Annotated in this window: 22 protein-coding genes; 2 read left to right on the top strand and 20 right to left on the bottom strand. The window is 71.5% G+C overall.

Annotated elements, in window-relative coordinates; genetic code table 11:
* Positions 1-39: 39 nt before the first annotated feature.
* From pyrF to pyrR, 7 genes are read right to left on the bottom strand one after another with little or no spacing between them, the layout of a single operon-like run.
* Positions 40-861 (bottom strand): orotidine-5'-phosphate decarboxylase, encoded by an 822-nt coding sequence (gene pyrF / locus EV186_RS14840; protein ID WP_133849791.1) that lies wholly within the window; start codon positions 859-861, stop codon positions 40-42.
* Complete coding sequence (gene carB, locus EV186_RS14845; protein ID WP_133849792.1) at positions 861-4,163, bottom strand: carbamoyl-phosphate synthase large subunit; 3,303 nt, start codon at positions 4,161-4,163, stop codon at positions 861-863. Before carB ends, pyrF begins: the two co-directional genes overlap by 1 nt.
* A complete protein-coding gene (gene carA / locus EV186_RS14850) occupies positions 4,163-5,278 on the bottom strand; it encodes a glutamine-hydrolyzing carbamoyl-phosphate synthase small subunit (protein WP_133849793.1) in 1,116 nt (371 codons plus the stop codon). Before carA ends, carB begins: the two co-directional genes overlap by 1 nt.
* Entirely contained in the window at positions 5,275-5,691 is a 417-nt protein-coding gene (locus EV186_RS14855) for a PH-like domain-containing protein (protein WP_133849794.1), read from the bottom strand. Before EV186_RS14855 ends, carA begins: the two co-directional genes overlap by 4 nt.
* A complete protein-coding gene (locus EV186_RS14860; protein ID WP_133849795.1) occupies positions 5,688-7,001 on the bottom strand; it encodes a dihydroorotase in 1,314 nt (437 codons plus the stop codon). Before EV186_RS14860 ends, EV186_RS14855 begins: the two co-directional genes overlap by 4 nt.
* The gene (locus EV186_RS14865) at positions 6,998-7,939 is read right to left on the bottom strand and encodes an aspartate carbamoyltransferase catalytic subunit (RefSeq protein WP_133849796.1); all 942 of its coding nucleotides are present in this window, start codon (positions 7,937-7,939) and stop codon (positions 6,998-7,000) included. Before EV186_RS14865 ends, EV186_RS14860 begins: the two co-directional genes overlap by 4 nt.
* Positions 7,936-8,526 (bottom strand): bifunctional pyr operon transcriptional regulator/uracil phosphoribosyltransferase PyrR, encoded by a 591-nt coding sequence (gene pyrR, locus EV186_RS14870; RefSeq protein ID WP_133849797.1) that lies wholly within the window; start codon positions 8,524-8,526, stop codon positions 7,936-7,938. The genes EV186_RS14865 and pyrR overlap by 4 nt, the downstream gene beginning before the upstream one ends.
* A gap of 258 nt (positions 8,527-8,784) precedes the next feature.
* Here pyrR and bldD point away from each other — a divergent pair, with 258 nt between their 5' ends.
* The gene (gene bldD / locus EV186_RS14875; protein WP_018686187.1) at positions 8,785-9,273 is read left to right on the top strand and encodes a transcriptional regulator BldD; all 489 of its coding nucleotides are present in this window, start codon (positions 8,785-8,787) and stop codon (positions 9,271-9,273) included.
* 269 nt (positions 9,274-9,542) lie between these two features.
* Here the strand turns inward: bldD and nusB are convergent, their stop codons facing one another.
* From nusB to EV186_RS14890, 3 genes are read right to left on the bottom strand one after another with little or no spacing between them, the layout of a single operon-like run.
* The gene (gene nusB / locus EV186_RS14880) at positions 9,543-9,962 is read right to left on the bottom strand and encodes a transcription antitermination factor NusB (protein ID WP_133849798.1); all 420 of its coding nucleotides are present in this window, start codon (positions 9,960-9,962) and stop codon (positions 9,543-9,545) included.
* Positions 9,962-10,525: an elongation factor P gene (efp, locus tag EV186_RS14885; RefSeq protein ID WP_133849799.1), complete on the bottom strand. Its 564-nt coding sequence runs from the start codon at positions 10,523-10,525 to the stop codon at positions 9,962-9,964. The genes nusB and efp overlap by 1 nt, the downstream gene beginning before the upstream one ends.
* 36 nt (positions 10,526-10,561) lie before the next feature.
* Positions 10,562-11,662 carry a M24 family metallopeptidase gene (locus EV186_RS14890; RefSeq protein WP_133849800.1) on the bottom strand — a complete coding sequence of 367 codons (1,101 nt, stop codon included), beginning with the start codon at positions 11,660-11,662 and terminating at the stop codon, positions 10,562-10,564.
* Between the two features lie 31 nt (positions 11,663-11,693).
* Here EV186_RS14890 and EV186_RS14895 point away from each other — a divergent pair, with 31 nt between their 5' ends.
* Positions 11,694-12,236, top strand: a complete 543-nt coding sequence (locus EV186_RS14895; RefSeq protein WP_133849801.1) for a B-4DMT family transporter — start codon at positions 11,694-11,696, stop codon at positions 12,234-12,236.
* On the opposite strand, the gene EV186_RS14900 is transcribed toward EV186_RS14895, so the two are convergent.
* The 10 genes from EV186_RS14900 to ruvX all read right to left on the bottom strand — a co-directional run bounded on the left by EV186_RS14900 (position 12,206) and on the right by ruvX (position 21,211).
* Positions 12,206-13,666, bottom strand: coding sequence for a glycoside hydrolase family protein (locus tag EV186_RS14900; RefSeq protein ID WP_133850267.1), 1,461 nt, complete (start codon positions 13,664-13,666; stop codon positions 12,206-12,208). The genes EV186_RS14895 and EV186_RS14900 overlap by 31 nt on opposite strands.
* A gap of 53 nt (positions 13,667-13,719) precedes the next feature.
* Complete coding sequence (gene aroQ / locus EV186_RS14905; protein ID WP_133849802.1) at positions 13,720-14,145, bottom strand: type II 3-dehydroquinate dehydratase; 426 nt, start codon at positions 14,143-14,145, stop codon at positions 13,720-13,722.
* Entirely contained in the window at positions 14,142-15,218 is a 1,077-nt protein-coding gene (gene aroB, locus EV186_RS14910; protein ID WP_133849803.1) for a 3-dehydroquinate synthase, read from the bottom strand. The genes aroQ and aroB overlap by 4 nt, the downstream gene beginning before the upstream one ends.
* Before the next feature lie 97 nt (positions 15,219-15,315).
* Positions 15,316-15,843 carry a shikimate kinase gene (locus tag EV186_RS14915; protein WP_208115604.1) on the bottom strand — a complete coding sequence of 176 codons (528 nt, stop codon included), beginning with the start codon at positions 15,841-15,843 and terminating at the stop codon, positions 15,316-15,318.
* 63 nt (positions 15,844-15,906) lie between these two features.
* Positions 15,907-16,413 carry a shikimate kinase gene (locus tag EV186_RS14920; RefSeq protein ID WP_133849804.1) on the bottom strand — a complete coding sequence of 169 codons (507 nt, stop codon included), beginning with the start codon at positions 16,411-16,413 and terminating at the stop codon, positions 15,907-15,909.
* Positions 16,410-17,609: a chorismate synthase gene (gene aroC, locus EV186_RS14925; RefSeq protein ID WP_133849805.1), complete on the bottom strand. Its 1,200-nt coding sequence runs from the start codon at positions 17,607-17,609 to the stop codon at positions 16,410-16,412. The genes EV186_RS14920 and aroC overlap by 4 nt, the downstream gene beginning before the upstream one ends.
* A 308-nt stretch (positions 17,610-17,917) precedes the next feature.
* Positions 17,918-18,541 (bottom strand): prepilin peptidase, encoded by a 624-nt coding sequence (locus EV186_RS14930; protein WP_133849806.1) that lies wholly within the window; start codon positions 18,539-18,541, stop codon positions 17,918-17,920.
* Between the two features lie 100 nt (positions 18,542-18,641).
* The gene (locus EV186_RS14935) at positions 18,642-19,475 is read right to left on the bottom strand and encodes a shikimate dehydrogenase (RefSeq protein WP_133849807.1); all 834 of its coding nucleotides are present in this window, start codon (positions 19,473-19,475) and stop codon (positions 18,642-18,644) included.
* Entirely contained in the window at positions 19,465-20,682 is a 1,218-nt protein-coding gene (gene mltG, locus EV186_RS14940) for an endolytic transglycosylase MltG (protein WP_133849808.1), read from the bottom strand. Before mltG ends, EV186_RS14935 begins: the two co-directional genes overlap by 11 nt.
* Complete coding sequence (gene ruvX / locus EV186_RS14945; protein ID WP_133849809.1) at positions 20,675-21,211, bottom strand: Holliday junction resolvase RuvX; 537 nt, start codon at positions 21,209-21,211, stop codon at positions 20,675-20,677. Before ruvX ends, mltG begins: the two co-directional genes overlap by 8 nt.
* Between the last annotated feature and the right edge of the window lies 1 nt (position 21,212).

The raw sequence follows: 21,212 nt of genomic DNA on the forward strand, positions 1-21,212 counted from the left end.
CCTTCGGTACCAACAGCGCCACCTCGGCACCCCGCGTGGTCAGTGCACGGGCAAGGTGTCCCGCACCCGCAGGGCCGCCGCACGCAGCGCCTTCACGTCCGGGCCGTGCCGGAGGATGTCACGCGACGACGCCGGCAGCACGTGCCGCAACGCGCCGCCGAAGACAGTGCGCAGCTCGGCCAATCCCGCGCCCTGCGCGCCCAGGCCGGGCGCGAGGATCGGGCCGTTGAGCTTCGCCAGGTCCAGCCCCGAATCCCCCACCGTCGCTCCGATGACCAAGCCGGTGCTGCCCAGCGGCGACGCACCGGCGTTGCGGGCGGCCGCCTCGTCGACCATCGCCTGGGCGATCGTGCGGTCGTCCGACAGCGCGCGTTGCACCTGCGCGCCCTCCGGGTTCGACGTCATCGCCAGCACGAACACCCCGCGCCCGGTCCGGTCGGCCAGGTCCAGGGCGGGCGCCAGCGAACCGAACCCGAGGTAGGGCGACAACGTCACCGCGTCCGCGGCCAGCGGCGAGCCGTCGGCCAGGTACGCCTGCGCGTAGGCGGCCATCGTGGAGCCGATGTCGCCGCGCTTCACGTCCAGCAGCACCAGGGCGCCCGCGTCCCGCGACTCGGCGACCACCCGTTCCAGCACGGCGATCCCGCGCGACCCGAAGGCCTCGAAGAACGCCGACTGCGGCTTCAGCACGGCGATCTCGCCGGCCATCGCCTCCACGCACGTGAGCGCGAACCGCTCCAGTCCGGACGCGTCGACCGGCAGGCCCCACGCTTCCAACAGGCCCGGGTGCGGGTCGATGCCCGCGCACAGCGGCCCGCGCACCGAGACCGCGGTGGTCAGCCGGGCCCCGAACGGCGCCATCACCGCATGCTCCGCAAGGCCGCCTGCAGCTCCTGCAACGGTTGTACGCCGATGTCCTGGCGGATCAGCGCCTCGATGCCGTGCACGGCCGCCGCCGCGCCCTGGATCGTGGTGATGCACGGGATGTCCTTGGACACCGCGGCGGTGCGGATCTCGTAGCCGTCCACGCGCGGGCCCGGGTTGCCGTACGGGGTGTTGATCACCATCTCCACCTCGCCGTCCTTGATCAGGTCGACGATGTTCTGCTGGCCCTCGAAGTGCTTGCGCACCACGGTGCAGTCGATCCCGTTGCGCCGCAACACTTCCGCGGTACCGGAGGTGGCCAGGATCTGGAATCCGAGGTCCGCCAGGCGTTTGACCGGGAACACCACGGCCCGCTTGTCGCGGTTGGCCACGGACACGAACACCCGGCCGGAGGTGGGCAGCGAGCCGTACGACGCCGTCTGCGACTTGGCGAACGCCTTGCCGAACGACGCGTCGATGCCCATCACCTCGCCGGTGGACTTCATCTCCGGGCCCAGCAAGGAATCCACGCCGTGGCCCTCCGGGGTGCGGAACCGGTGGAACGGCATCACGGCCTCCTTCACCGCGACCGGTGAGTCCATCGGCATGTTCTCGCCATCGCCGTGCGCGGGCAGGATGCCCTCGACCCGAAGTTCCGCGATGGTCGCGCCCAGCATGATCCGCGCAGCGGCCTTGGCCAGCGGCGTGCCGGTCGCCTTGGACACGAACGGCACGGTCCGCGACGCACGCGGGTTGGCCTCGAGCACGTAGAGCACGTCGTCCTTGAGCGCGTACTGCACGTTGAGCAGCCCGCGCACGCCGACGCCGTGGGCGATCGCCTCGGTGGAGCGGCGCACCGCGTCGAGATCAGTGCGGCCCAGCGTGATCGGCGGCAGCGCGCACGACGAGTCGCCGGAGTGGATGCCGGCCTCCTCGATGTGCTCCATCACCCCGCCGATGAACACCTCGTCGCCGTCGCACAGGGCGTCGACGTCGATCTCGATGGCGTCGTCGAGGAACCGGTCGACGAGCACCGGGTGCTCCGGGGAGACCTCGGTGGCCCGCTTGATGTACCCGGCAAGGGAAGCCTCGTCGTAGACGATCTCCATGCCGCGCCCACCGAGCACATAGGACGGACGCACGAGCACCGGGTAGCCGATCTCGTCGGCGATGCGCCGGGCCGCCTCGAACGAGGTCGCCGTGCCGTACTTCGGCGCCGGCAGCCCGGCCGACATCAGCACCTCGCCGAACGCGCCGCGCTCCTCGGCCAGGTGGATGGCCTCGGCCGGGGTGCCGACGATCGGCACGCCCGCGTCCGTGAGCCGCTGCGCGAGGCCCAGTGGCGTCTGCCCGCCCAGCTGCACGATCACCCCGGCGACGGTGCCGGACTCCTGCTCGGAGTGCACGACCTCGAGCACGTCCTCGAACGTGAGCGGCTCGAAGTACAGCCGGTCGGAGGTGTCGTAGTCGGTGGACACCGTCTCCGGGTTGCAGTTGATCATCACGGTCTCGAACCCGGCCGCCCGCAACGCCATCGCCGCGTGCACGCACGAGTAGTCGAACTCGATGCCTTGCCCGATCCGGTTCGGCCCGGAGCCGAGGATCAGCACCTTCGGCCGCTCCCGCTGGGGCGCGACCTCGCTCTCGGCGTCCGGGTCGTACTCGTAGGCGGAATAGTGGTACGGCGTGGTGGCGGCGAACTCCGCCGCGCACGTGTCGACGGTCTTGTAGACCGGCCGCACGCCGAGGCGGTGGCGCAGGATGCGCACGCCGTTCTCCCCCGCCAGCTCCGGGCGCAGCGCGGCGACCTGGCGGTCGGAGATGCCCGAGCGCTTGGCCGTGCGCAGCAGGTCCGCGGTGAGCACCGGCGCGTCGATGAGCTCCTTGCGCAACTCGACCAGCGACAGGATCTGGTCGACGAACCACGGGTCGATGCCCGACGCCTCGTGCACGTCGGCCACGCTCGCACCCAGCCGCAACGCGCGCTCCACGGTGTAGAGGCGTCCGTCGTGCCCGGTGCGCAACGCCGACAGGCAGGCGTCCAGCGTCATCGTGTCGGGGTCGGGCACGGTCCAGAAGCCCGACTGCTTCGTCTCCATCGACCGCAGCGCCTTGCCCAGCGCCTCGACGAAGTTGCGGCCCAGCGCCATCGCCTCGCCCACCGACTTCATGGTGGTGGTCAGCGTCGGGTCGGCGCCGGGGAACTTCTCGAAGGCGAACCGCGGCACCTTCACCACGACGTAGTCCAGCGAAGGCTCGAAGCACGCTGGGGTCTCGCCGGTGATGTCGTTGCGGATCTCGTCGAGGGTGTAGCCGATGGCGAGCTTCGCGGCGATCTTGGCGATCGGGAAGCCGGTGGCCTTCGACGCCAGCGCACTCGACCGGGACACCCGCGGGTTCATCTCGATCACCACGAGGCGACCGGTCTCCGGGTGCACGCCGAACTGGATGTTGCAGCCGCCGGTGTCCACGCCGACCTCGCGCAGCACGGCGATGCCGACGTCACGCATCTTCTGGTACTCGCGGTCGGTCAGGGTCATCGCGGGCGCGACGGTGACCGAGTCGCCGGTGTGCACGCCCATCGGGTCGACGTTCTCGATCGAGCACACGACCACGACGTTGTCGTGCTTGTCGCGCATCAGCTCGAGCTCGTACTCCTTCCAGCCGAGCACGCTCTCCTCGATCAGCACCTCGGTGACCGGCGACTCGGACAGGCCGACGGTGGCCATCCGCTCGAGTTCCTCGTGGGTGTGCGCGAGGCCGGAACCCAAGCCGCCCATGGTGAACGACGGCCGGATCACCACCGGCAGGCCCAGCTCCCGGACGGTGTCGTTGACCTCGTCGAGGGTGTGGCAGACCCGGCTGCGCGGCACGTCGCCGCCGATCTTGCGGACGATGTCCTTGAACAGCTGGCGGTCCTCACCACGCTGGATCGCGTCGATGTCCGCGCCGATCAGCTCCACGCCGTACTTTTCGAGCACGCCGCGCTCGTGCAGCGCGACCGCGGTGTTGAGCGCGGTCTGCCCGCCCAGGGTCGCCAGGATCGCGTCCGGGCGTTCGCGGGCGATGACCTTCTCCACGAAATCGGGCGTGATCGGCTCGATGTAGGTGGCGTCGGCGAACTCCGGGTCGGTCATGATCGTCGCCGGGTTGGAGTTGACGAGGCTGACCCGCAGGCCCTCCTCGCGCAGCACGCGGCACGCCTGCGTGCCGGAGTAGTCGAACTCGCACGCCTGGCCGATCACGATCGGGCCGGAGCCGATGACCAGCACATGCTTTATGTCGGTGCGCTTGGGCATCAGCTGCTCCTGTTCATCAGGCCGGTGAACTCGTCGAAGAGCAGGGCCGCGTCGTGCGGGCCGGCCGCCGCCTCCGGGTGGTACTGCACCGAGAACGCGGGCACGTCGACCGCGCGCACGCCCTCGACGCAGCCGTCGTTCGGGCAGTAGTGGCTGACCACGGCGTCGCCGAACGGGGTGTCGAACCGGGTGCCCGGCTCGCCCGCGAGCGCGAACCCGTGGTTCTGCGCGGTGATCGCGACCCGCCCGGTCGCGGTGTCGATCACCGGGATGTTGATGCCGCGGTGGCCGTAGCGCAGCTTGTAGGTGTCCAGCCCCAGCGCGCGGCCGAGGATCTGGTTGCCGAAGCAGATACCGAAGAGCGGCAACTGGCGGCGCAGCACCTCCTCGGTGAGCGCGATCGCGTGGTGCTGGGTGGCCGGGTCGCCGGGACCGTTGGACAGGAACACCCCGTCCGGCTCAATCGCCAGCACGTCGTCGATGCTCGCCGTCGACGGCAGGATGTGGGTCTCGATGCCGCGCGCGGCCATCATCCGCGGAGTGTTGGACTTGATGCCGAGGTCCAGCGCGGCCACCCGGTAGCGGGCCTCGCCGTCCGCGGGCACCACAACCGTCTCCTTGGTGGTGACCTCGCCGGCGAGGTCCGCGCCCACCATGGCCGGGCTGGCCTTGACCTTGGCCACCAGGTCGCCGGTGATCGCCTCGCCGGAGAAGATCCCGGCCCGCATGGCCCCGCGTTCCCGCAGGTGCCGGGTCAGCGCGCGGGTGTCCACCCCGCTGATCCCGACAACCCCTTGGGCGGCAAGGGCTTCGTCCAGTGGCCGGGTCGAGCGCCAGTTCGACGGCACCCGCGCCGGGTCGCGCACCACGTACCCCGCGACCCAGATCCGCGCGGACTCGTCGTCCTCGTCGTTCCAGCCGGTGTTGCCGATCTGCGGCGCGGTCTGCACCACGATCTGGCGGTGGTAGGACGGGTCGGTCAGCGTCTCCTGGTAGCCGGTCATGCCGGTGCAGAACACCGCTTCGCCCAACGTCTGGCCGGTCGCACCGTAGGAGCGCCCACGCAGCGTCGTCCCGTCCTCGAGCACCAGCACCGCCGGTGTCTGCTCGCTCATCGCGCGCTCCCTTCCCCGGTGTTCGTTCCTTCTGGGGCCGCCAGTTCCTTGATCGCGTGGACGAAGGCGACGGATGCTTCGTCCTCCTCCGGGAGGAACCCGGTTTCGTAGCGTTCGCCTGCCCACCGCCAGCGCACGACGAACGGGACGCCCACCTGCGCGTTGACGGCGGGCTCGGCGTCGAGCAGCGCCTCCGTCGGGATCCACACGGGCTCACCCGCGCACTGGAACAGCAGGCCCTCCTCGGTCAGGTAGGCGATCGCCGCCCCTTCCTTGGCCAGCTCGCCGGGCGCCTTGCCCGCGATGGCCGTGGTCCCGACGTAGGTGCCGCCGGTCGGCGGGGCCAGGAAGTCGCTCTCGTCGCGCTCCTCCGGGTCGTCCAGGTCGGCGGGCGGCAAGGGGAACTCCGTCATCGGCCGGCCCTCCCTTCGCGTGCGGTGACGTTGCCGCGCAACAGGGTGGCCAGCACCCGGCCGGGCAACACCATGCCTTCGTACGGCGTGTTGTGGGCGATGCTGGCCAGTTCCGCGCCGCGCACCGTCCACTCGGCGTCCGGGTCGACCAGCGTCAGCGTGGCCGGCTCGCCCACCGCGATCGGCCGGCCCTGGTCGGGCAGGCCCGCGATCTCGGCAGGGCGTTCGCTCATCACCCGCGCGACGCCACGCCAGTCGAGCAGGCCCGGTCGCACCATGGTCTGAACCACCACGGACAGCGCGGTCTGCAGGCCGCACATGCCCGGGCGGGCCGCCGCCCACTCGCAGTCCTTGTCCTGCACGGCGTGCGGCGCGTGGTCGGTGGCCACGCAGTCGAGCACGCCCTCGGCCAGCGCCGCGCGCAACGCCTCGGCGTCGGACGCGGTGCGCAGCGGCGGGTTGACCTTGTTCACCGGGTCGAACGTCTCCAGGCGGGAGTCGTCGAGCAGCAGGTGGTGCGGGGTGACCTCAGCGCTCACCTGCGTGCCCGGAGCCGTCGTGTCCCGTGCCTTGGCCCAGCGCAGCACGTCGACCGTGCCCGCGGTGGACACGTGGCAGACGTGCAGCCGCGCGCCGAGCTGCCCCGCCATCAGGCAGTCGCGCGCCACGATCGACTCCTCGGCGAACGCCGGCCACCCGGCCAGCCCGAGCCGCGCCGCGGTCGGGCCTTCGTGGGCCTGCGCGCCGACGGTGAGCCGCGGTTCCTCGGCGTGCTGGGCGATCACGACGTCCAAGGCGGTCGCGTACTCCAGCGCCCGGCGCATGATCAGCGGGTCGGCGACGCAGTGCCCGTCGTCGGAGAACACCCGCACCCCCGCCGCCGACGCGGCCATGCCGCCGAGCTCGGCCAGCTTCTCGCCGTCGAGCCCGACGGTGACCGCACCGACCGGGTGCACGTCGACCAGCCCGGCCTCCTGGCCACGGCGCCACACGTGGTCGGTCACCAGCGCGTTGTCCGCGACCGGCGTGGTGTTGGCCATGGCGAAGACGGCCGTGTAGCCGCCCAGCGCGGCCGCGCGGGAGCCGGACTCGATGGTCTCGGTGTCCTCGCGGCCGGGCTCGCGCAGGTGCGTGTGCAGGTCGACGAAACCGGGCAGCAGGACCGCGCCGTTCCCGTCGATCGTCGTGTCGGCGCCGGTGTCCACGGTGCCGAGTTCGGCGATCACGCCGTCGCGCACCAGCACGTCGACCGGGTCGCCTTCGCCGTAGGGACGGACCCCACGCAGTACGAGCTGTGACGTCCCTGTCATGAGCGGTCCTCCTCCGCGGCGAGCAGGTGGTAGAGCACGGCCATCCGCACGTGCACACCGTTGCGCACTTGTGCGGTGATCGCCGAGCGCGGCGAGTCGGCCACCGCGGACGCGATCTCCATGCCGCGCAGCATCGGGCCGGGGTGCAGCACGACCGCGTGGTCGGGCAGCAGGTCCATCCGGCGTTCCGAGAGGCCGTAGGCGATCGAGTACTCGCGGGCGCTCGGGAAGAAACCACCGTGCATGCGCTCGGCCTGGACCCGCAGCATCATCACGGCGTCCACAGTGGGCAGTTCGGCGTCGAGGTCGTGGGTGACCCGCAGGCCGGGCACGCCCCACTCCGCCAGCCCGGTGGGCAGCAGGGTCGGCGGCGCGACCACGACGAGCTCGGCGCCGAGCGCGGTGAGCAGGTGCACGTTGGACCGCGCGACCCGGCTGTGCCGCACGTCGCCGACGATCGCGATCCGGCGCCCGTCGATCCCGCCCAGGCGTTCGCGCAGGGTCGCCGCGTCCAGCAGGGCCTGGGTCGGGTGCTCGTGCATGCCGTCGCCCGCGTTGACCACGTGGGTGCCGGTGTCGCGCAGCCAGCCGGCCAGCCGGTGCGCGGCGCCCGAGGCCGGGTGCCGGATGATCACGCAGTCGGCACCCGCGGCGGACAGGGTGAGCGCGGTGTCCCGCAAGGACTCCCCCTTGCCCACCGACGACCCGCCCGCGGAGACGTTCACCACGTCCGCGCTCATCCACTTGCCCGCGATCTCGAACGAGACGCGCGTGCGGGTGGAGTTCTCGTAGAACATGGTGATGACGGTGCGGCCGCGCAACGTCGGCAGCTTGTGCACCTCGCGGCCGAGCAGCGCGTGCTTGAGGCCGTCGGCGGTGTCGAGCACCGCGGTGGCCGCGGCGGCGTCGAGGGCGGCGGCGGTCAGCAGGTGTTTCACCGGGCCTCCCCCCGTCGGACCAGCAGCACGCCGTCCTCGCCGTCCAGTTCGGACAGCAGCACGTCGACGCCCTCGTCGGTGGCGGTCGGCACGTTCTTGCCCACGTAGTCGGCGCGGATCGGCAGTTCCCGGTGGCCGCGGTCGACGAGCACCGCGAGCTGCACCGCACGCGGGCGACCGAGGTCGCGCAGGGCGTCGAGGGCGGCCCGCACGGTGCGGCCGGAGTAGAGGACATCGTCGACGAGCACCACGAGCGCGTCGTCGATGCCGTCGTCGGGCACGACCGTCTCGTGCAGCGGCATCGTGGGCTTGCGGCGCAGATCGTCGCGGTAGAGCGTCACGTCGACGGCGCCGGTGGGGACTTCGATGCCGGAGAACTCGGCCATCCGGGTGGCCAGCCGCTGGGCCAGCGGCGCTCCCCGGGAAGGAACACCCAAGAGGACGACCCTGGGGGCCGATGCTGAGCCGAGCGTGGTCTTCTCGATGATCTGATGGGCCATTCGGGCGACGGTGCGCGCGACATCACCCGCGGACAGCAATTGGCGCTGCCCGCCGGGATCCGTCGCGCCACGGGTGCGCGGCGCCACGGTGGACCTCCTTCCCCGCCTCGCCGGACGGGTCATTAAAGGATGTCGGATACCCGCTGTTCAGCGGGCCTGGCACGCACGTTATCAGCCTCGCGCGCATCCACCGTCCGGGTGGTGTAGACCGATTCGTCACACCACGCCGGTGCTATCGGCTTGACCTGATGGCAACAGTGGGTAACCATTACTCTGCGTATCGATCTCAAGCCACCCGCGGCACCGCCATTGAGCCGTCGGGTTGAACGAACGGAGAACCGCCAGATGGGCGACTACGCCAAGGCGCTAGGGGCCAAGCTCCGCGCGATTCGCCAGCAGCAGGGCCTGTCGCTGCATGGCGTTGAACAGAAGTCTGGGGGCCGCTGGAAGGCCGTGGTCGTCGGCTCGTACGAGCGTGGCGACCGTGCGGTCACGGTGCAGAAGCTGGCAGAACTCGCGGACTTCTACGGTGTGCCCGTTGTCGAACTGCTCCCCGAGGGTCGGGTCCCGTCGGGCGCCGAGCCCGCCACCAAGATCGTGATCAACCTGGAGCGACTGCAACAACTACCCGCCGAAAAGGTCGGCCCCCTGGCGCGCTACGCGGCAACCATCCAGAGCCAGCGTGGCGACTACAACGGCAAGGTGCTGTCCATCCGAACCGAGGACCTGCGGTCCCTGGCGATCATCTACGACATGACGCCGGGAGAGCTGACCGAGCAACTGATCGACTGGGGCGTGCTGCCGCCGGAGGCGCGGCCGTCCAAGGAGGACTAGGTTCGTACGCAGCACGCCCTACCGCGCGGCCGGGGATACCGCGCGGTGGGGCGTCCGTAGCCCGCCCCACCGCGGGCGTGTCTCCCACTCACGCCGCGCGTGTCCCCCACTCACGCCGCGCGTGTCCCCCACTCAGGCAGGGCGTGTCCCCCGCTCACGCCCCGCGTGTCCGCAGTCAGGTCGGGTGTTTCCTGCGCTCAAGCAGGCGAGTTCCGCATTCCGGGCACGCGTGAGCCACGTGGGTGGTGCAACTTGGCGCGGGCTTGTTCTCAGAGAGTGGCGCGCAGGCGGTCGGCGATCCCGGCGATCCGGCCCAGCACCCCGTTCACGAACCGGGGCGAGTCGTCGGTCGACAACGACTTGGCCAGCTGCACGGCCTCGTCCACAGCCACCGGGTCCGGCACGTCGTCAGCCCACAGCAGCTCGTACAGCCCCAGCCGCAGGACGGCCAGGTCGACCTTGGGCATGCGTGCCAGGGTCCAGCCCTCGGCGTGCTCGGTCAGCAGTTCGTCGATGCGCTCGCGGTGCTCGGTCACACCCTCGACCAGCTTGATGGTGTAGTCGTTGAGCACCGGCACCTCGGGGTCCCCGACGCGGTCGGAGAACAGGGACACCGCGTCGACGCCGCGGACGTCCGCCTCGTAGAGGACGTCCACGGCGCGCTTGCGTGACTTGGACCGGGCGCCCATCAGTTGTTGATACGACCGAGATAGCGCCCGTCGCGGGTGTCGACCTTGACCTTCTCGCCGGTCGTCACGAAGAGCGGCACCTGGATCTCGGCGCCGGTCTCGAGCTTCGCCGGCTTGGTGCCGCCGGTCGACCGGTCGCCCTGCAGGCCCGGGTCGGTGTGCTCGATGACCAGCTCGACCGAGGTCGGGAGCTCGATGAACAGCGCCTCGTTGTCGTGCTGGGCGACCACGACTTCCTGGTTCTCCAGCATGAACTTGGCCGCGTCACCCACGACCGCACCGGGGATGGTGATCTGGTCGTAGGTCTCGCCGTCCATGAACACGAAGTCGGCGCCGTCCTTGTACAGGTACGTCATCGCCCGGCGGTCGACGGTCGCGGTGTCGACCTTGGTGCCCGCGTTGAAGGTCTTGTCGACGACCTTGCCGGTCAGCACGTGCTTGAGCGTGGTGCGCACGAAGGCGCCGCCCTTGCCCGGCTTCACGTGCTGGAACGCGGTCACGGTCCACAGCTGGCCGTCCAGGTTGAGGACGAGGCCGTTCTTCAGGTCGTTGGTGGTGGCCACGGGCTTGATCTCCTGTAGGGGCCGTGCAAGCGCGCGCTACACGACTACGAGGTTCTTGGTGGTCAGGGTGAGGAGTTCCGCGTCGTCGTCGCGCACGACGAGCGTGTCCTCGATGCGGACTCCGCCCTTGCCCGCGAGGTAGACGCCGGGCTCCACGGTGACCGCCATGCCAGCCGAAAGTGTACCTTCACCGGTCTTCGCCAGGGACGGCGCCTCGTGGATCTCCAGTCCCACGCCGTGCCCGAGGCCGTGCAGGAACTGCTCGCCGTAGCCCGCTTCCTCGATCACCGCGCGGGATGCGGCGTCCACGTCCTTGACGTCCGCGCCGACCGCGAGCGCGGCCCGGCCGGCCGCTTGCGCCGTGGCGACCAACTCGTAGATCTCGCTCTGCCAGGCCGCGGGCTTGCCCAGCACCAGCGTGCGTGTCATGTCGGAGTGGTAGCCGTCGACCAGCGCGCCGAAGTCGATCTTGACGAGGTCGCCCGCCTGCAACACCGCACCGGTCGGCCGGTGGTGCGGGACCGCCGAGTTGGCGCCGGTGGCCACGATCGTCTCGAACGACGGGCCCGCGGCGCCGTGGTCGAGCATCCGGGTCTCGAGCTCGCGGGCGACTTCCTTCTCGGTGCGACCGGGGCGCAGGCCGCCGTGCTCGATCAGGCCGGCGAGCGCGCGGTCGGCGGCGGCGCACGCCATGCGCAACGCCTCGACCTCGACGTCGTCCTTGACCAGCCGCAACTGCTCGACCAGGCCGGGCGCACGCACGAAGGCGGCCGCGCCCGCGGCGGCGGTCAACTGGTCGAGGCCGTCGACGGTGACGTGCTGGCTCTCGAAGCCGACCCGCCGGTAGCGGCTCGACCGCTCACCGGCCACGGCGGCGAGGCGCAGCGCGCTCGGCCGGTCGATCAGCCGGGGCAGGTCGGGCACCTGCGCGGCCGACTGGGTGAGGTAGCGGCCGTCGGTGCAGAAGACCGTCAGGTCGTCGGCTTCGTCGGCGTGGACGAGCAGGGCGGCGTTGGAGCCGGTGAAGCCGGTCAGGTAGCGGACGTTGAGCAGGTCGCCGACGAGCAACGCGTCCAGGTCGCGCTCGCGCAGCAACGCCCGCAACGCGGCACGGCGATGAGCGTGGGATACCGGCATGGCGGCCAGCCTAGGCAACTACGCTGGGCGGATGCGACCCTGGCTGACCCGCGCCGCCGTGCTCGCGGTGTTGCACGCCGCCGCCGACACGCTCATCGCCTACTACCGGCTCGGCGAGCCGACGGCGTTGAGCCTGCCGCGGGGTGTCGCGCTCGGCGTCCTGGTCGGTGTCGCCGCCCTGTGGGGTGCGCTCGACGGGTTGCGGCGCAAGCTCGACAGCGGCCGCACGTGGGTCCTCGCCGCGATCTTCGGCGGTCTGCTCGCCGCGATCATCGGGTTGGTCGCGAAGGCGATCCTGCTCAACCAGACCAGCGAGGAGGACATCTGGCCGGCCATCACCGGCGGGGCCGCGTTCACCGCGCTGCTGGTCCTGATCCCGGCGGGCATCGGGCTCGCGGTCGGCGGGGCGATGAAGTCGCCGCGCAAGCCGGTCGAACTCGACGACTCAGACGAGAATGCGGACGACGAGGACGACGAGGAGCCGGTTGCGAAGCCCTCGCCGCGGCCACGCAAACCGCGCCCGGAGCAGCAGGCGCGCCACCGTCACCGGAAGGACAAGGTTCCGCCGGCGTAGCCGTCGAACTCCTCGGGTGTCACGGTCGCCGTGGCCGACGCGTTGAGCGCGGCCGCCGCGGCGGGCACCGTCCAGAGCTTGCCGTCGTCGAGCAGCAGGCCGACGCCCCGGCCGGGAGCGGTGCGGGCGGGTGCACCGGGCTTGAGCCGAGCCAGCACCGGCACCCCGGCCAGCGCGGGCACGGGGTGGTCGAGCACGGCCACGGCGAGCTTCGCGGCCACCGAGCGCCGGTCGACGCGCACCACGCCGGACCCGACGACGAGGTCCATCGTGCGCTGCGGTGACGGGAACGCGTAGCCGCGCAAAGTGTTCAGCGCGCGCTCGACCGTGCCGCAGCCGTCCGCACCGGTCACGTCCAGTCCGAAGTGGACCATGTTGGTGGGCGCGGCCGGGTTCACGGTGGCGCGCAGGACGTCCAGCGGCACCCGGCCGCACGGGTCGTCGACGGGGATCACGGCGTGCCCGTCCGCCGTGCGGGCCAGCCCCGGCCCTTCCTGCCACGGCCCGGTCAGCACGACCGGCTCGTACGGAGCGGCGGTCAGGTCCGCGCCCAGGAACGTGATCGTGGTGCCGCTCTTGGTCTCGTGCGCGACCGCGAACGCGTTCAGGGCGTCCACCCACATCCAGTCGGCGCTGAACGCGTCCACAATGGACTTCTTGACCGGGTGGGCGTCCCGCGCCTGGAAACCGTTCGCCGTCAGCGTTTGCACGTCCTTGGTGAAGGCCGCGTCGTGCGCCCGGAGCACGAACTGCCCGGCGCCGTTGGGGCCCGCGCCGGGCTCGGTCGTGTCGGTGTACATCAGGTAGAACCAGGCGCCGAGCTTGAGCGCGGCGGGCTGGCCGATGCCGTACTTGTTGGCCTTCGGGTCAAGACCGGACGCGGTGGCGATCGGCTTCACGCGCCGCTGCCAGTGCCGGCCGTCGGTGCTCACGGCGAGACCGATGGCGTTGCCGTGCGCGTGCCCGCCCGCGGAACCGGTGTAGTAGAGGTAGTAGGTGCCGTCGATCCGGAGCACCGACGGGTCGCAGGTATGCACGGCGTCGAAGCCGCGCCGGCTGCCGGTGAAGACGGCCCTGGGCGAGCGGAACGGCCCGTCCAGCGTTGGGGCGCTCGCGTAGAGGATGTCGTCCCCGGGCGGGCCGGCCGAGCCGAGCTGGCTGCACCACCACAGCCGCACGGCCCCGCCGTCCTGCATCACGGCGGGTGCGTAGTTGTAGTGCGAGTCGCCACCACCGGCCGCCACGGTGCCCCTGCTGGCCCGGCCGCCGGCGGTCTCGAGCACGACGGGGGCGACGGGCGCCGCGGTGGCGGCACGCTGCTGCGCGTGCGCGACCGGGGTCTCCTGGGCGGTCGGCAGCAGCGGTTCCGAGGAACAGCCGGCCAGCACCGTCACCGCCGCGGCGGCCACGAACAACCGTCGCGCTCGCATCACCCGATCGAGTGTAGAGAGGGTCCCCGATCAGGTGGTGGCGATCCGGACCTTTACCGGTTTGCGAGCCAGCGCAGGGCGAGGGCGTAGCCGTCCACGCCGAGGCCGACGAGCACGCCGTCGGCCACCGCCGAGATGTAGCTGTGGTGGCGGAACTCCTCGCGCTTGTGCACGTTCGAGATGTGCACCTCGACCAGGGGCGCGGTCAGCTGCGCGCACGCGTCGCGCACGGCGATGGAGTAGTGGGTCCAAGCACCCGCGTTGAGCACGACCGGGGCCTCACGGTCGGCGGCCTCGTGCAGCCACTCGACCATGACGCCCTCGTGGTCGGTCTGGCGCACCTCGACGTCCAGGCCCAGCTCGGTGCCGGTCCGCTCGCACAGCGCGACGAGGTCGGCGTAGGTGGTGGCACCGTAGACGTCGGGCTCACGGGTGCCGAGCCGGCCGAGGTTGGGGCCGTTGAGCACGAGCACGTTCACTGCGTTCCTCCCGCGACCGCCCGGTAGGCGGCGGTCAGCAATTCCGGATCGGGGCCTTCGAGGCGGCCGGGCTTGGCGAGGGCGTCCAGCACCACGAACCGCAGCACGCCGGACCTGGTCTTCTTGTCCCCGGCCATGGCCTCGAGCAGTTGTGGGAAGGCGTCCGGCGCGTAGGTGACCGGCAGCCCGAGGGCGGTCAGCACCTCCCGGTGACGCGCGGCGGTGGCGTCGTCGAGGCGCCCGGCGAGGCGCGCCAACTCGGCGGCGAACACCATGCCGACGCTGACCGCCGCGCCGTGGCGCCAGGCGTAGCCCTCGCGCCGCTCGATGGCGTGGCCGAGGGTGTGGCCGTAGTTGAGGAACTCGCGGCGCCCGGATTCCCGCAGGTCGTCGGCGACCACCTCGGCCTTGACGGCGATCGCGCGCCGGACGAGCTCGCCGAGCACCTCCCCGTGCGGGTCGATGGACCCCGCGGGATCGGCCTCGACGAGCTCCAGGATGCGGGGGTCGGCGATGAACCCGGCCTTGACCACCTCGGCCATCCCGGCCACGAGTTCGTTGCGCGGCAACGTGATCAGCGTGTCGAGGTCGACCAGCACGGTGGCCGGCTCGTGGAAGACGCCGACGAGGTTCTTGCCCGCGTCGGTGTTGATGCCGGTCTTCCCGCCGACCGCGGCGTCGACCATGCCGAGCAGCGTCGTGGGCACGTTGACCAGGCGGACACCGCGCATCCAGGTGCCCGCGACGAACCCGCCGACGTCGGTGACCGCTCCCCCGCCGAGCGCCACGACCGTGCCGGTGCGGTCGAGCTTGATCCGCGCGAACTGCTCCCAGAGGAAACCGGCGACGGCGAGGGTCTTGCCGCTCTCGGCGTCCGGGATCTCGATCTGGTGGGCGTCGATGCCCGCGGCGCGCAGCCGCCCGCCCACCTCGCCGGCCCGGCTCGCCAGCGTCGGCGGGTGCACGACGGCGACCGTGCCGGTCACCGCCGCGACGAGGTCCTCGCCCAGGCCGGTGCCCACCACTACGTCGTAGGGGCGCTCGGTGGACACGGGGATGCGGGCGTGCTGCACGTGCTTCCTTTCGCGGGCCTTGCGGGTTGCTCCGGTGGAGCATTCCACCCCGGTCTGCTCGCCGCTGACCCTGGTCAGCTGCCGGGAGCGGCGAGCCTTACCTGGTGGTCAGCAGTGCTTGGCCTTGGGCGCGCGAGGTGATGCGGATGAAGTCGAGGTGGCGCCAGGCCGGGTCCGCCGCGGCGGCTTCGTAGCGGTCGCGGTAGGTGGTGTGGCGGGTCCACGCCCAGCGGATGACCGACTCGTTGGGGTCGGTCTTGAAGAGGTTCGCGAGGCGTTCGCGGTTGCCGTTCCACAGCTCTTGGCGCAACAGGCCGCGGCGGACCGTGCGGCCGATGACCTGACGCATCACCGTGCGGCGGGGCAGGTCGAACCAGATGACCGTGTCGGCGCGGGCCCAGACCTGGGGGCGTACCGCGCTGTAGTTGCCGTCGATGACCCAGCCGTCAGCGGCGACGACCTGCGCCACCCGTGCCTGGAACTCGTCCGTCGGCAGCGGCTGCCAGTCGGGCTGGTGCTGGATCGAGTCCAGCTCGACGAACGGGACGCCGAGGCGGGCGGCCAAGGCGCGGCCGATCGTCGTCTTGCCGGAGCCGGAGTTGCCCACCACGGAAATGCGCTGCACAGCGACCGATTCTAGGAGGGATGACCACCTATTTTGAGGTGACGATCCGCCCGGAGACTCGGACTAGCCCGCCAGGTGAGCCAGCACTTCCTTGACCACTCCCTGGACGTCCAGGTCGTCGGTGGCCACCTCCACGGCGGCCACCTCGCGATAGATGGGCATCCGCTCGTCCAGGAGGGCCTTGAAGGTCGCCCTCGGGTTCACGCCGGCCAGCAGCGGCCGGGCGGTGGACATGCCGGTGCGGCGGAAGCCTTCGGCCAGGCCCACCGTCAGCAGGACCACCCGGTGCTCGGCCAGGCGCTCGCGTGTCGCCGCCGAGAGGACCGCTCCCCCGCCCAGGGCCAGGATGCCGTCGTGGTTGACCAGGGCGTCGGCGACCGCCTGCTCCTCGATGGCCCGGAAGGTCGGCTCGCCGTCGGTGGTGAAGATGTCGCCGATCGACCGACCCTGATCGGCGACGATCTTGGCGTCGGTATCGAGGAAGGGGACGCCCAGGTGCTCGGCCAGCGCCGTGCCCACCGAGGTCTTGCCCGCGCCCGGCGGGCCGACGATCACTGCTCGCGGAGTCACCAGCGCTCCACAAGGGACTTGAGGTAGCCCTCGGCATTGCGCCGGGCCTCGGTCAGGGCGTCGCCGCCGAACTTCTCCGCGGCGGCGTCGGCCAGCACCAGCGCAACCACGGACTCCAGCACGACCCCGGCGCGTGGGACCGCGCACACGTCGGAACGCTGGTTGATCGCGACCGCGGGCTCGCCGGTCGTGACGTCCACTGTGGCCAGTGCGCGGGGCACGGTGGAGATCGGCTTCATCGCCACGCGCACCCGCAGCGGCTCGCCGTTGGTGATGCCGCCCTCCAGGCCGCCCGCGCGGTTGGAGCGGCGGGTCACGCCGGTGACGCTGCCCTGCTCCGTCGAGCGGTCGATCTCGTCGTGGGCCTTGCTGCCCCAGCGGGTCGCGGTGGTGAAGCCGTCGCCGATCTCGACGCCCTTCATCGCCTGGACGCCCATCACCGCAGCGGCGAGCCGTGCGTCGAGCCTGCGGTCCCAGTGCACGTGCGAGCCCAGGCCCGGCGGCAGGCCGTAGGCGAGGACCTCGATCACGCCGCCGACGGTGTCGCCCGCCTTGCGCACGGCGTCGACCTCGGCGACCATCCGTTCGCTCGCTGCCGGGTCGTACGCCCGGACCGGGCTTTCGTCCACAGTGGCCAGATCGTCGGGGCCGGGCATGGGTCCGTCCGGGTCGGCGGCCGCGCCGCCGATCGAGACGACGTGGCTGATCACCTCGACGCCGAGCAGCTGGCGCAGGTAGGCCTTCGCGACCGTGCCGAGCGCCGTGCGGGACGCGGTCTCCCGTGCGCTGGCGCGCTCGAGGACCGGGCGGGCCTCGTCGAAGCCGTACTTCTGCATGCCCGGCAGGTCGGCGTGGCCGGGGCGGGGACGGGTGAGCGGCTCGTTGCGGGCGAGCTCCGCCAGTTCGGCCGGGTCGACCGGGTCGGCGGCCATCACCTTCTCCCACTTGGGCCACTCGGCGTTGGCGATGCGCACCGCGATCGGGCCGCCCTGGGTGCGGCCGTGGCGCACCCCGCCGAGGAACTCGCAGGCGTCGGTCTCGAAGTTCATCCGCGCCGACCGGCCGAAGCCGAGGCGGCGCCGGGCCAACTGCTCGCCGACATCGCTCGTGGTCACCTCGACGCCGGCCACCATGCCTTCCAGCACAGCGATCAGCGCGGGCCCGTGCGATTCGCCGGCCGTCATCCACCGCAACACCCCCGAATCCTCGCACGTCGCACCGTGGCCTCATGGCGGTGGTGTGGCGGGGAGCACCGGGAACAGCGTCGCCAGCGAGCAGACCGCCACCACCGCCGCGGTGAACCGAACACGCCCACCGATCGACGCAGCCAGCTTCGCGACACCCGATGCGCCTGCCAGTCCCGGCCTCAACGCCACGGCGGTCCGACCGCCGTGAGCACCCGCCAGCCAGGCGACGCGAACACGCGACCATGCATGCCAGGCGCCACCAGGGCCGAGTGCCGCAGCGACGCGCGGAGCCACCGTGGGCAACTCGGCTCGCGAGCTCATGGCGGCGATGCCACGGGAAGCACCGGGAACAGCGTCGCCAACCAGGCGGCTGCCAGTAGGCCGGGGCCGTGGGGTGCGCCGGTCGTGCGCCAGGCCGGCGCCAGCCTCAGGACCAGCGAGCAGACCGAAGCCACCACCGTCACCAACACCATCGCGGGCCAGCCGAGCACGCCCAGCACGCCACCGAGCCACCCGGCCAGCTTCACGTCACCCGCGCCCAGCGCGTCCGGGCGCCACCAGTGCACGGCCAAATGCGCACCACCGAAGACGAGCACGCCGAGCAATGCCGCCAGGCCCAGTGACACCCCGCCCCAGGACGCGGCGACCACGACGGCGGCGCCCAGGGCTGGGTAGCCGAGCAAGTTCACTGGATCCGGTAGTCGGCGGTGGGCGAGGTCGGCTGCCGTCAACAACACCGTGAACCAGCCCAGCAACACCGGCACCGGCAGCCACCACGGCGGCAGGGAGCCGAACCGGGCGCCGACCAGGCACCACACCGTGGCGGTGCCCACGACGCACCACAGTGGACGGACGCGAACACTGCGCGCCAGCAACCGGCTGCCGATCCACCCGGCGGGCGCACCGGCCACGCCCGAAACGATCATCGTCGAAACGTTCATGACTCCACGATGGACGCGCCGGACCGGCGTGCCAAGGACGAGCCCGGGCGAAGGGTGCCCTTCGCCCGGTGTTCACCCGACACGGTGAAACAGCGGCAACTCAGAGTGGCAGCGGGACGGCGTTCCCGGTCGCGGCGAGCAACGCATCACGCATCGCCGCGCGTGGCGCCGCACGCCCGGTGAACAACTCCACCTGACCGAAAGCCTGGTGCAGCAACATGTCCAGGCCCGTGGACAACCGTCCACCGCGGCGGTGCACGGCGGCGGCGAGCGGGGTCGGCCACGGGTGGTAGATCACGTCCAGCACCCGCCCGGCCGCGGCCACCTGGTCGGCGACGGCCTCGGTCGCCGACGGCGGAACGGTGCTCACCACGACGTCGGCCCGCGCGCAGACCGCCGCGAAATCGGTCTCCGCCCACGCGTGCACGGCAACCTCGGCCACTCCCGCACCGGACGCGGTGCTCAGAGCGTCGGCGGCCCGCGCGGGATCGCGCACCACCAACGCCAAGTCCTTGACCCCCAACGAGACGAGCCCGGCGATCGCCGCGCGCGCGGTCCCGCCGGCGCCGAGCACGACCGCCGACGCGGCCGGTGCGCCGCCGAGCGCGCCGGTCACCCCGTCGACGTCGGTGCAGTCGGCGAACCAGCCAGAATCCTTGCGCACCAACGTGTTGGCGGCGCCGACCAACGAGGCGCGGTCGGACACGGCGTCGGCGAAGCGCAACGCCGCGACCTTGCCCGGCATGGTCACCGAGAGACCGATCCAGGACGCGTCGAGCCCGCCGACCAGCGGTGCCAGACCTGCTTCGTCGCATTCGATGCGCGAGTAGGTCCACGACAGGCCAAGGGCTTCGTACGCGGCACCGTGCAGAACCGGGGAGAGCGAGTGGGCGACCGGCGAGCCGAGTACGGCCGCGTGCCGCTCAGTAGACATGGTTCGCGCGGGCCTTGTCCACGTTGCGCTGGTGCTCCTCGCCGGTCACCGCGAAGCACGAGGTGCCGTCCTTCTCGCACTTGACGAAGAACATCCACTTGCCCGGCGCCGGGTTCACCGCGGCGTCGATGGCCTCGTTGCTCGGCGCGGAGATGGGCGTCGGGGTCAGGCCGAAGTTGTTGTACGTGTTGTAGGGCCCGCCCTTGGCGCGGTCGGCGTCCTTGGTGGTGATCTCGGGGCGGTCCAGCACGTAGTTGATCGTGGAGTCGTAACCCAGCTTCATCGGCTTGGCCAGCCGGTTGTAGGTCACCCGCGACACCTTCGGGAAGTCCGAGGTGATCGCCTCGCGCTCGATGAGCGAGGCCATGATCAGCACCTCGTACGGCGTGAACCCGGTGTCCTTGGCCACCGACGGCATGCCGACCGCCTGCAGGTGCAGCGCCGACTTGCTGAGCACCGTCTTCCACAGCTCGGTGGCGTCCGAACCCGGCTTCACGTCGTACACGTCGGGCAGGATGAGCCCTTCCAGGCGCCGCTTGGGCTCGGCCTTCTTGGCGTACGGCACGGCCCAGTCCGGCACGCCGAGCGACGCGAGGTCCGCCTTCTCGTAGGCGTTGCGCAGGGCGTCGGGCGACACGCAGGTGTCCTTGCCGTTGAGCTTCGCGCAGGACGCCTTGGACAGCTTGGAGATGATGCCCGAGACGATCGAGCCGTCCGGGGCCTTCACGTCGTCGAGCTGCGAACCCGCCCGGATCTGCAACTCGCCGACCCGCGCGTCCGGGTTGACGATCGCGGCCACGGCCGCGGCCCCCGACATCTTGGTCTTCATCACGTAGAAGCCGGGCTGCACGCCACGCAGCTTCGAGTTGTCCTCGCCCGCCTTCACGAACGCCTTCGCGCTGGCCACGACGTCGGCCTTGTGCAGCGTCTCGGCGATGTCGCCGGTCGACTCGCCGTCGGTGACCTCGACGACGACGTCCGCCTCGCCCTGGCCGGAGTAGTCGTCGTAGCTGCCGAAGCCGAGCACCTGCGTCACGCCGTAGTAGGCGCCGCCGGCGATCAGCAGGACGACGACACCGACGATGGACCAGATGACGAGCTTCCGCTTGGGCACGCGCTCGCGGCGCCTGGGGGTGGTGGCCCGTTCCTCGCCGTGCCCACCGCCACTGGTGTACGGATCGTTGAACAGGTCAAGGTCGTCACTCATCGTCGCTTCCCGTCCTGCCCCCGTGGATACCGCGCTCGCCCAGCATGCGATGGGCGGCCGACCGCGCGTCCAGCCACCCCTGCAGGATCGACACGGCCGCCGCCTGGTCGACCACCGCGCGCTGCTTGCGCCCCTTCACCCCACGCTCGCTGAGCATCCGGCTCGCCGTCACCGTGGTGAGCCGTTCGTCGGCGAGCCGGACGGGTACCGGGATCCGCTCCGCCAGCTGGTCGGCGTACCCGACCGCGGCTTCGGCGGCCGCACCGTGCCGGTCAGCCAGCGTCCTCGGTAAGCCCACGATCACCTCGACCACTTCGTGCTCGGCGACGAGCGCGACGACCTGGTCGAGGTCGCTGCCCGACCGGGTGTCCCGGGACAGCGTAACGAGCGGGGTCGCCAGCACCGGGCTGGGATCGCTCAGCGCGACACCGACCCGCACCGAGCCGACGTCGATCCCCAGCCTGCGGCCCGGCCCGGGATCGTCGGATCCCGGGCGGTCGGGCCGTCGGCCGGTGGTCCCGCTGGCCATG

It is taken from the genome of Labedaea rhizosphaerae (assembly GCF_004362825.1).
GTDB classification, from domain to species: domain Bacteria; phylum Actinomycetota; class Actinomycetes; order Mycobacteriales; family Pseudonocardiaceae; genus Labedaea; species Labedaea rhizosphaerae.

Bases quoted from the DNA above. Each gene is read 5' to 3' on its own strand.
- pyrF (WP_133849791.1), bottom strand. From the start codon at position 861: ATGGCGCCGTTCGGGGCCCGGCTGACCACCGCGGTCTCGGTGCGCGGG.
- carB (WP_133849792.1), bottom strand. From the start codon at position 4,163: ATGCCCAAGCGCACCGACATAAAGCATGTGCTGGTCATCGGCTCCGGC.
- carA (WP_133849793.1), bottom strand. From the start codon at position 5,278: ATGAGCGAGCAGACACCGGCGGTGCTGGTGCTCGAGGACGGGACGACG.
- EV186_RS14855 (WP_133849794.1), bottom strand. From the start codon at position 5,691: ATGACGGAGTTCCCCTTGCCGCCCGCCGACCTGGACGACCCGGAGGAG.
- EV186_RS14860 (WP_133849795.1), bottom strand. From the start codon at position 7,001: ATGACAGGGACGTCACAGCTCGTACTGCGTGGGGTCCGTCCCTACGGC.
- bldD (WP_018686187.1), top strand. From the start codon at position 8,785: ATGGGCGACTACGCCAAGGCGCTAGGGGCCAAGCTCCGCGCGATTCGC.
- nusB (WP_133849798.1), bottom strand. From the start codon at position 9,962: ATGGGCGCCCGGTCCAAGTCACGCAAGCGCGCCGTGGACGTCCTCTAC.
- EV186_RS14890 (WP_133849800.1), bottom strand. From the start codon at position 11,662: ATGCCGGTATCCCACGCTCATCGCCGTGCCGCGTTGCGGGCGTTGCTG.
- EV186_RS14895 (WP_133849801.1), top strand. From the start codon at position 11,694: ATGCGACCCTGGCTGACCCGCGCCGCCGTGCTCGCGGTGTTGCACGCC.
- EV186_RS14900 (WP_133850267.1), bottom strand. From the start codon at position 13,666: ATGCGAGCGCGACGGTTGTTCGTGGCCGCCGCGGCGGTGACGGTGCTG.
- EV186_RS14930 (WP_133849806.1), bottom strand. From the start codon at position 18,541: ATGAACGTTTCGACGATGATCGTTTCGGGCGTGGCCGGTGCGCCCGCC.
- EV186_RS14935 (WP_133849807.1), bottom strand. From the start codon at position 19,475: ATGTCTACTGAGCGGCACGCGGCCGTACTCGGCTCGCCGGTCGCCCAC.
- mltG (WP_133849808.1), bottom strand. From the start codon at position 20,682: ATGAGTGACGACCTTGACCTGTTCAACGATCCGTACACCAGTGGCGGT.
- ruvX (WP_133849809.1), bottom strand. From the start codon at position 21,211: ATGGCCAGCGGGACCACCGGCCGACGGCCCGACCGCCCGGGATCCGAC.